This is a genomic window from Methylocaldum sp., from assembly GCF_039794385.1.
Lineage (GTDB): Bacteria > Pseudomonadota > Gammaproteobacteria > Methylococcales > Methylococcaceae > Methylocaldum.
In genome coordinates, this window is sequence record NZ_JBDIVO010000183.1 from 1 (window position 1) to 9,388 (window position 9,388).

Sequence of the window (9,388 nt, forward strand, 5' to 3'; positions counted from 1 at the left end):
TCTTCCGGGTGCGAGGCGCCGCGCAGAAAGCTGTAATTGCTGAGGCAATGGAGTTCGGCCATATCCTATGACGCCGAGCCGAGATAAGCCCGCAGCTGCGGCGGGACGGTCCGTTGCGTCAGCCGGTTCTTGAATTCCCACTCCCGGTGTTTTTCCACCGAAACCAGGAATTGTGTTTCCTTGCCGGCGTGCAGGGCTGTCGGGATGCCGTCCCGGAACAGCACGCGATTGCCCGGGAGCGCGGGGATTTTCGCGCCGGGCGTGACGATGCCGACGAGATTCAGCGGATCGACGGCGCTGAGCGTGACCAAGGTTTCGGTGTCTTTCTCCTTGCGCACCGCGCGCAGGGCTTCCACGGCTTCGGGCAGGGCGAACTGCTCGCCGAAATGGCCGGCCACGAAGCGTCCTCCGCGTATTTCGCCGCGCGCTTCCAGACGCCGGTAAATGCGTAGGAGATCCTGCCAGGGCGGCGCGACGGTCTCGCGGGCCAACAGCGCCCGAAACACGACGCCATAGCGCTTGAGCAGTGTGCCGGCGATATGCTCGACGGCTTCCTGATCGGCCGACTCGGATGCGTTCTCGTCGAGTAGCAAGGGCGGCTGCACGAGCGTCCAGCGCCCGGCTTCCGCCATTCCGAAGGAAAGTCCCCGATAGCGCTGCTTTTTTTGCTCGGGGATCAGCAGGGCGCGCAGCCCCATGAAACTGTCCGAGGCGACCCACCCGCGCGCCACCAGTTCCGCCAGCGTGTTTTCCAGCTGGGTCGGCAGTAGACCTGCCCACTGCGCCAGTTCTTCGAAAAAGAGAGCGCCGCGGGTTTTCAGGATATCCGCTACGTGCCGTGCGGCGGGCGACAGCTCGGTTGACTCGCTTTGAACGGCGAACTGCCGCCAGTACGATAGATGACGCCGGGCTATGAGCGCCATGGGCGAGGATTTGACGGGCCCTTGGCCGCCTTTGGCGGCGGAAAGCCGGGTCCAGACGATCTTGCCCGAAAGACACAGGGCGTCGAGCCAGGCGGGGTCGTAATCGGTAATCCGCGCCGGCAGCAAATCGCCTTCCCAGGCGACCGCGGCCGCCTCGAAGCCCTCCAGTTGGGCCAGGACCGCCGCGAGGGCTTGCGCGCCCTGCATGCGGTTTTCGGGATGCACGTGCTGCCAGCGGAACAGGAAACGCATGAAATCGGCGCTGGGCACCGGTTCGATTTCCTGGCGCAGACGGTTGATGGTGTAGCGGTGGATGCGCGCCAGCAAGCGTCTTTCGCACCATTCTTCCGTGCCGGCTCCTGGCGTATACGACCCGCGCAGGACGAAGCCTTCGTTCTGCAGCGCCAGGAGAGCATACTCGACGCGGCCGACGGGAAGAGCCATGGCTTCCGCCAGTTCCGCCGCCGTGACCGGCCCGGTGCAGTCGATGCGCGCGCGGACGATTTCCTTCAGCGCGTCTTCCGGCGTCCAGGTTTGCTCCAGATACTCCGGCGGCAGTTGTGCCGCATAACCGATGCCAGCCGACGAGGAGCCATCGGCCTGCGCATACACCGCCTGGAATTGCGGCAAGCGCTCGGCCGCAATCCAAAGAATGTTGCCGCTCGCTACATGCAATTCCGCCACGCGCCCTTGCAGCTTCAACTCCCGAAAGAATGCTTCCCAGCCGATTTCCGCTTCGGATTGCTGGAGAAAGCCCAGCATCTGCAAGGCGTCGTGCAGCTCGTCGGCGTTGGAGGCCTCGGGCCAGGCTTCCTGCCGCACCCGGTCGATGGCCGCCTGGTCGAGACGTCCGAGGTCCGCGGCTTCGGAAGGATCGAGCCAGCGGCGGCTGGCCACCGCGCGGGTCCGGCGCTCTTCCAGGGGAGCTCCGTCCAGAAAGCTGTAGACCTTGGAATTGACGATTTCGGCGGCGAGCGGCGAGGGTTCGGTCAGATCGCGGCACACCACGCGGATCGCGCCGCTTTCGATCCCGCCGATCACCTCGATCAACCGGTCGATGTCCATGGCTTCGGTCAGGCAATCGTGCACGGTCTGGTTGACCAGCGGATGATCGGGCACCTCCCGGTCGCCGACGATGTTCTCGAAGCACGCGAGCTGGTCGGGAAACACGCAGGTGACGAGGTCTTCCGCCTGCATGCGGAGGAGATAGGGGGGCGTCTTACGGCCGCCCTGAAAGCGCTTGAGCGCGAGCGAGCAGACGGCGTTCCAGCGCCAGCGCACGTTGAACATCGGGGCCGCGAGCAGCGCCTGCACCAACAAATCGCGCACGGTGTTGGCGTTCAGGAAACGCGTGACGTCCTCCAGCGGAAAGCTTTGCGAGACGCCCAGTGACAGGATGATGGCGTTCTCGGTGGCGGCGGCTTGCAGCTCGAAGTTGAAGGTACGGCAGAAGCGCTTGCGCAGGGCGAGTCCCCAGCCGCGATTGACCCGGCTGCCGTAGGGCGCGTGAATGATGAACTGCATGCCGCCCGATTCGTCGAAGAAACGTTCGAACACCAGGGTGTCCAAGGTGGGCAGTGTGCTTAGGGCCAGCTTGGCCGCGGCCAGGTAGTTGACGGCCTGCACTGCGGCCAGCGACGACACGCCGACCTCCTTTTCGAGAAAGGCATTGGCGGCGGGTAGATTCAGGTTCTTATCCGGGCCTACAAAGCCTGTATCGAACGGCCTTTCCAAGCGCTCCTCGATTTCCCGCCGGAGCCGCGCCACCGCGTAAGACAGCTCATGAGTCCGCCCTGGCGCTTCGCCGAACCAGAACGGGATATTGGGCGGCTGATGTCGGGCATCCTCCACGCGCAAGGTGCCGGCTTCGAGCCGCAAGACCCGCCAGCTCGCGTTGCCGAGCTGGAAAATGTCGCCGGCCAGGCTTTCGATGGCGAAATCTTCGTCCACGGTGCCGATGAATTCCCCGGAGGGTTCCAGGATCACGCGGTATTCGGCGTTGTCCGGAATCGCCCCGCCGCAGGTCACGGCGGTGAGTCTCGCGCCTCTCCGGGCCCGCAAGCGCTTGTGGATGCCGTCCCGGTGCAAATAGGCGCCGCGCGGCCCGCGCCGGGTACTGAAGCCCTCCGCCAGCATCTTGACGATTTCGTCGAACTCTTGCCGGCTCAGTTCGCGGTAGGGAAACGCGCGGCACACGGTGCGGTAAAGCTCGTCCTCCGACCAGTCCGCCGCGGCCACCATTGCGACGATCTGCTGAGCCAGGACATCCACGGGCTTTTGCGGCATGATCAAGCGATCCAGATCGCCTCGTCGTATCGCATCGATCAGAGCGATGCATTCGATGAGATCGTCCCGGCTGGCCGGGAACAGCCGGCCCTTGGGCAGACCTCCTGCAAAGTGCCCGGAACGGCCCACTCGCTGCAGAAAGGTGGAGATCGAGCCGGTGGTTCCCAGTTGGCAAACCAGGTCCACGTCGCCCACGTCGATGCCGAGTTCCAAGGAGGCGGTGGCGACCAGCGCTTTCAGCTTCCCCGTTTTCAGCCGGTGCTCGGCGGAAAGCCGCTGCTCCCGCGACAGGCTGCCGTGGTGCGAGGTGACGTGTTCCTCGCCCAGCCGTTCGCTCAGGGCGCGAGCCACCCGTTCCGCCATGCGGCGCGTGTTGACGAAGATCAGCGTGGTCTTGTGCGCCTCGATCAAGGTCGTCATGCGGTCGTAGATTTCCTTGGCCGCTTGCTGGGAGAGCACCGCCTCCAGCGGCGAATCGGGCAGCTCGATGGCCAGGTCGAGTCGGCGCCGGTGGCCGGTATCGATGATGCGGCAATTGGTCCCGCCGGTCAGAAAGCTTGCGACCGATTCGATGGGGTTCTGGGTTGCGGAGAGACCGATGCGGGTGAGGCGGTGCTCGACCAGTCGTTCCAGCCGTTCCAGCGACAAGGCCAGGTGCGATCCGCGCTTGCTGCCCACCACCGCATGGATTTCGTCGACGATCACCGTCCGAACGGTTTTCAGCATTCGCCTCCCGCCTTCGCTGGTGAGAAGGATATAAACCGACTCGGGAGTGGTCACCAGAATATGCGGCGGATGCTTGTTCATAGCCGCCCGAGCGAGTGCCGGGGTGTCGCCGGTGCGGACCTGGGAGCGAATCGCCACGTTTGTCGAGCCGAGTTCGAATAGCCTGGTGTTGATTCCGTCCAGCGGCGCTTCGAGGTTCTTGTGGATATCGTTGCTCAGCGCCTTGAGCGGCGAGATGTAGAGCACGCGGGTTTCTTCCGGCAAACCGAAGACTTCGCCTTCCCTAACCAGATCGTCTATGGCGGCCAGAAACGCCGCGAGGGTTTTGCCGGAACCGGTGGGCGCGGCAATCAGCGTATGCCGGCCGGATTTAATGGCGTCCCAGGCTTCGGTCTGGCATTCGGTCGGCGCGGGGAAGGCGTCCCGGAACCAAGCCGAGACAGCTGGGTGAAATCGATCGAGAATCATGGAACTACGTTACCCCAAAGCGGACGGCAATCTCAATCAGGCTTATCGTCGCGGCCGGGCGATCGCGCAGTTTTCACCCTCTCCCTCTGGGAGAGGGTGAAAACGACGCCGCACCGGGACCCTTTGACCGATGTCCCAGTTTTGTTATAGCGGTTTCGGTCAAGGTATCGTATTTTCCGCGGCAGTCGATTTTACGGTTTCGATTTCATCCGAAGAGATTCGGATCAATAAGGGCTACCTCCTTGCACAGATTTCCAATCAGACGGATTTTGAGTAACGGCTATGTTGTAGCGGCATTGGCGACAGCAACCATAGTGATCGTTCAGTATTTCCTGCTGCCGCTTTTCATGGGATCGCCTCCTTTGCTTCTCTTCCTGCTCGGAGTGGCGCTTGCGGCCTGGTACGGCAGCTTTAGGGCGGGACTTTTTGCCACCGTGTTGAGCACCTTGGCGAGTATCTTCTATTTGATCGAGCCTCTCCATTCATGGCAGATCGTGGAACAAAGGGAGTGGCTCAGAACCTTGCTGCTGTTGAGCGTGGGCGCTGTGCTCAGCCTGATGGTTTCGCTTCTGCGTAGCGGAGAACGAAAGGCGCTCCTCGAGGTGCTGCGGCAAAAGGAACGACTCGAGCGGGAAATCGTCGAGCGCCAGCGGGCCGAACAGGCGCTGAACGCGGCGCATACCGAGGTCGTGAACGAGCGCAGCCGGCTCGAAGCCATCATGGAAACCTTGCCCGTGGGTGTGGCCATCCTGGACGCACAAGGCGGCATCATCGGCACCAACCGAGCCGTCGATCAGGTTTGGGGCGGGCCGTGTCCGCCCGTACGGTCGGTCAGCGATTATGCCGTCTTTAAAGCGTGGTGGGTGGATACCGACGAGCGCGTCCGGCCGGAGGATTGGGCCCCGGCGCAAGTCTTGAAAAAAGGAGAGCCGGTCGTCGGGCAGCTGATGGAAATTCTACGTTTCGACGGCGTTCGGGCCATTGTTCACAACAGCGCCGCACCCATCCGCGACGCTACAGGTCGCATCGCGGGCGCCGCGGTGGTGGTTATGGACATCAGCGAAAGCGTCAAGCGGGAACAGGCGTTGCGGGAGAGTGAGGAGCGGTACCGATTGGCGATCGATGCCGCGCAGATGGGTACCTGGGATTGGGATCTCGGCAGCCGGAAAGTCGTGGGGAATCCTCGTCATGCCGCGCTTTTTGGCTACCCGCCCAAGGAGACGGTGATGGACGAAGGAATGATTTCCGATCGGATACATCCGGAGGATTTGCCGCATGTCGCGGCCACCGTCGACGAGGCGAGGGAACGTCACACCCGCTATGACTGCGATTTCCGCATTGTCTGGCCGGACGGTTCGGTTCGATGGGTTTCGTCGATCGGAGATTTCCACTATGACGCCCATGGCACTCCGGTGCGCATGATCGGGGTGTTGCGGGACATTACCGACCGTAAACAGGCGGAGGAAGCGCTTCGCGATGCCGACCGGCAAAAGAACGAATTCATCGCCATGCTCGGACACGAACTCCGGAATCCGCTGGCGCCTATCCGGAATGCGGTTCATCTGATGCGCAAGCTGGATACTCCCGATCCCAATCTGCGGTGGGCGCGCGATGTGGTCGACCGGCAAGTCGATCATCTGGCTCGCTTGGTGAGCGATCTGTTGGATGTGTCGCGAATCGTACAAGGCAAACTCACGCTTCAAATCACTCTGGTCGATCTCGTGACGGTCATCAACCAGGCTGTCGAAACCAGTCAGCCGCTGATCGAGTCCAGACACCACACGCTTTCGGTCGCGATGCCCGAAGAGCCGGTGTATCTCGAAGGTGACCACGTGCGCTTGGTTCAAGTCGTTTCGAATCTTCTCGACAATGCTGCCAAGTACACGCCGGAAGGCGGCAGAATTTGGCTTGCCGCAGTCGCCGAGAACGGGGAAGCGATCATCTCCATCCGCGATACCGGCGAAGGAATCTCCAGCGCATTACTGCCCCATCTTTTCGATGCATTCACCCAAGCCGCGAGAACGCTGGACCGAGCGCAAGGCGGGCTCGGACTGGGTTTGATGATCGTTCAGAAAATCATCGAGATGCACGGGGGAAACGTCGAAGTCAAAAGCGAAGGGCTCGGCAAAGGCAGCGAATTCGTAATACGCTTGCCGCTCTGCGAGCAGGTGTGCGTGGTTCCCGGATTGTAGGATGCGGTTTGTGCCTCACCGCATCCTACGTTCTCGTTTCTTGATTACAAGTCAGTTTGTAGGATGTGGTGACCGAAGTGAACCGCATCGATTGCGAACGATGCGCTTCCAATCGCAAACGGTCGCTTTAGTCGCGACCCTTCCTTCGTCAGCACATCCTATAGACGAGGCTCAATGCAGCTTGATCTTCGGCCTCAATCTCCGCCGGAAGAATCCCGAGACCATCAGCATGCTGACCCGGATCGGTCCGAATAGCGCCAGTTGGTGCATCTTGTAGAGCGAAAGGTAAACCAGCCGGGCTATCAGGCCCTCGATCATCACCGTGCCCATCAGATTGCCCATCAGATTGCCGACGGTGCTGTATTTGCCGAGCGATACCAGCGAGCCGTAGTCCTTGTATCGGTAGGTGAGCATGGACTTGCCCTCCAGTTTTCGACGGAGATTCTTCAGGACGAGGGTGGCTTGCTGATGGGCGGATTGGGCGCGTGGCGGAACGGTGGAGTTTTTTTCCGGCCAAGGGCAGGCGGCGCAGTCGCCGATGGCGAAGATGTCGTCGTCGACGGTGGTTTGCAGGGTGGGGCGGACCACGACCTGGTTGATCCGGTTGGTTTCGAGATCCGTGATGGTCTTGAGAAAATCGGGTGCTTTGACGCCGGCAGCCCAGACTTTCAGCGCCGCCGGGATGAATCGGCCGCTTTGGGTCTTCATGCCTTCCTTGGTAACTTCCACCACGCGCTCGCCGAGATGGACCTGAATGCCGAGTTTTTCCAGCTGTTTGAGCGTGGATTTGGAGAGGCGCTCGGGCAGTTCCGGGAGCAATCGGTCGGCGGCCTCGATGATGTGAATCTGGAGGTCGGACGGCTTCACGTTATCGAGCCCGTAGGCGCTCAATAGCCGTGTGGCCTGATGAAGCTGGGCGGACAGCTCGATGCCCGTGGCGCCTCCGCCGACGATGGCGACGTCCAATTGACCGGTTTCCTTGACGCCTCCGGTGGCGTGGGCGTGGAAATACGCTTCCAGCAGCCGGTTTTGGAACTGTTCCGCCTGGTCGGTGGTATCCAGGAACAGGCAATGTTCGGCCACGCCGGTGATGCCGAAATCGTTGCAGATGCTGCCCACGGCGATGACCAGCATGTCGTAGGGATGGGTGCGGGGCGGCATGATTTCTTCGCCCTTTTCGTTCACCATCGCCGCCAGATGGACTTGTTTGTTGGTGCGATCGAGACCGTCCATGCGGCCCAATACGTACCGGAAACCGTTGCTGCTCGCCTGGGCTAGATAATCCAGTTCGTCGTCGTGGGAATCCAGGGTGCCGGCGGCCACTTCGTGCAGCAGCGGTTTCCAGATGTGAGTGCGGCTGCAATCGATCAGCGTGATATCGGCCTTCTTCCGGCCAAGGCTCTTGCCGAGCTGCGTAACCAGTTCCAGACCGCCGGCGCCGCCGCCGACCACCACGATCCTGGGCCGGTTTTCACTTGTTTTAGATTCGCTCATATCCTCTCCCCCCTTTTTTAATAGATGACTGATCTAAGACTGGAATAAGCCGGTCTTGCCCCCTTGAAAGGGCGGTACCCGTTCCCGGCATTTTCGCGTCTTGCCGAAAATGTGATGCTTATCCCGTGCGTAATTCTTTTCCGGTGCTTTGCTTGGTATAAGCATCCGTCTGAAGCGGCGTTGATGGGACGGCTGCGTAAATCCGCTGAAACAATCGATGAGTCTACGCTGTTATCGATGGCGAATTGATCGGTATGCCAAAACCGCTAGTCCAAACTGTGATAGCGGAAAAATGCGACATCGAGCGCCTCCCGAATATTCGCTGAAGCCGGCTCCCCCGGCCCGCTGGCGGTCCGGATTGAGTCGCGCCGATGACGGATTACCGTGAGATGTTCGGCCGCTGCGGATTCTGCCACAGCCGAAGGTCCGATGTCTTTAATCCGGTGTGCGTCGAGGAACGCGGTGGATGTTCGTCTTAGCCCTTGCTAATATTCGAGCATAGGATTTGGTTATCGGTTGGCTGAAGAACTAGCGATGAGTCGGTTTGTCTTACGGACGTTAATCAGATGTGTGCCCCACAGGATTTTGTGCTGAATTCCGAGTTTCCAAATCCCATTCCCGATTGGAGCGACCAAATTCCTGTTCCGCTCGTTACTATTCGACTGGCCGATCAAAAGCTGCTTTTTCTCAATCGCCCGGCTCGCGAACTTTTCGGCGATACCGTCAAACCCGGACTCGATGCGTCGGTGCTGTTCGACGACCCTAATGCTCTGCGGCAGTTGCTCGAATCGGTGTGCTCTGACAAGAAGACGGTCCGTTCGGAGGCGCTTCTTAAGAACGCGTCGAACAAACACCATAAGTATTCGATCGACGCAAGCGCGGCCGAGCTGGACGGCGAGCCTATCGCCGTGTTGTCCTTGATCGATGTGCCCGCCTATATACCCCAGCCGGAAGAAGCCGAGTTTCGTTCCAACATCGCTTTGTGGCGGGGGGTGTTCGACCAGGCGGCCGTCGGGATCGCTTTGTTGGATACGAATTTTCGGTTTATCGAGGTGAATCGGCGTTGGTTGGAACTGTTCGGATACACCGCCGACGAAATGAGCGCGTTATCTCCGAGCGATCTCATTTCCTCGGAAGACAGTTTCGTATCGCGCGAACGAGCCGAGGCGCTTTTGGGCGGTGAAGTCGACCAATACCGGGGAGAGAAGCGTTTGGTCCGAAAGGACGGAAGCGTATTCTGGGGCGATTTGTCCGCGAGCATGCTGCGGGACGGGAAAGATACGGTATCCGTGATTTTAA

4 protein-coding genes are annotated in these 9,388 nt (G+C 60.7%); 2 read left to right on the plus strand and 2 right to left on the minus strand.

Annotated elements, in window-relative coordinates; all coding sequences use genetic code 11:
• Nucleotides 1-65: 65 nt before the first annotated feature.
• A complete protein-coding gene (locus ABJK70_RS15115; protein WP_347258373.1) occupies nucleotides 66-4,403 on the minus strand; it encodes a DEAD/DEAH box helicase in 4,338 nt (1,445 codons plus the stop codon).
• A gap of 269 nt (nucleotides 4,404-4,672) precedes the next feature.
• Here ABJK70_RS15115 and ABJK70_RS15120 point away from each other — a divergent pair, with 269 nt between their 5' ends.
• Entirely contained in the window at nucleotides 4,673-6,595 is a 1,923-nt protein-coding gene (locus tag ABJK70_RS15120; RefSeq protein WP_347258374.1) for an ATP-binding protein, read from the plus strand.
• A gap of 171 nt (nucleotides 6,596-6,766) precedes the next feature.
• Here ABJK70_RS15120 and ABJK70_RS15125 read toward each other — a convergent pair whose 3' ends face one another.
• Nucleotides 6,767-8,089 (minus strand): NAD(P)/FAD-dependent oxidoreductase, encoded by a 1,323-nt coding sequence (locus tag ABJK70_RS15125; protein WP_347258375.1) that lies wholly within the window; start codon nucleotides 8,087-8,089, stop codon nucleotides 6,767-6,769.
• Between the two features lie 566 nt (nucleotides 8,090-8,655).
• Here ABJK70_RS15125 and ABJK70_RS15130 point away from each other — a divergent pair.
• Nucleotides 8,656-9,388, plus strand: a 733-nt coding sequence (locus ABJK70_RS15130; RefSeq protein WP_347258376.1) for a PAS domain S-box protein, incomplete at its 3' end; no start/stop codon positions are given.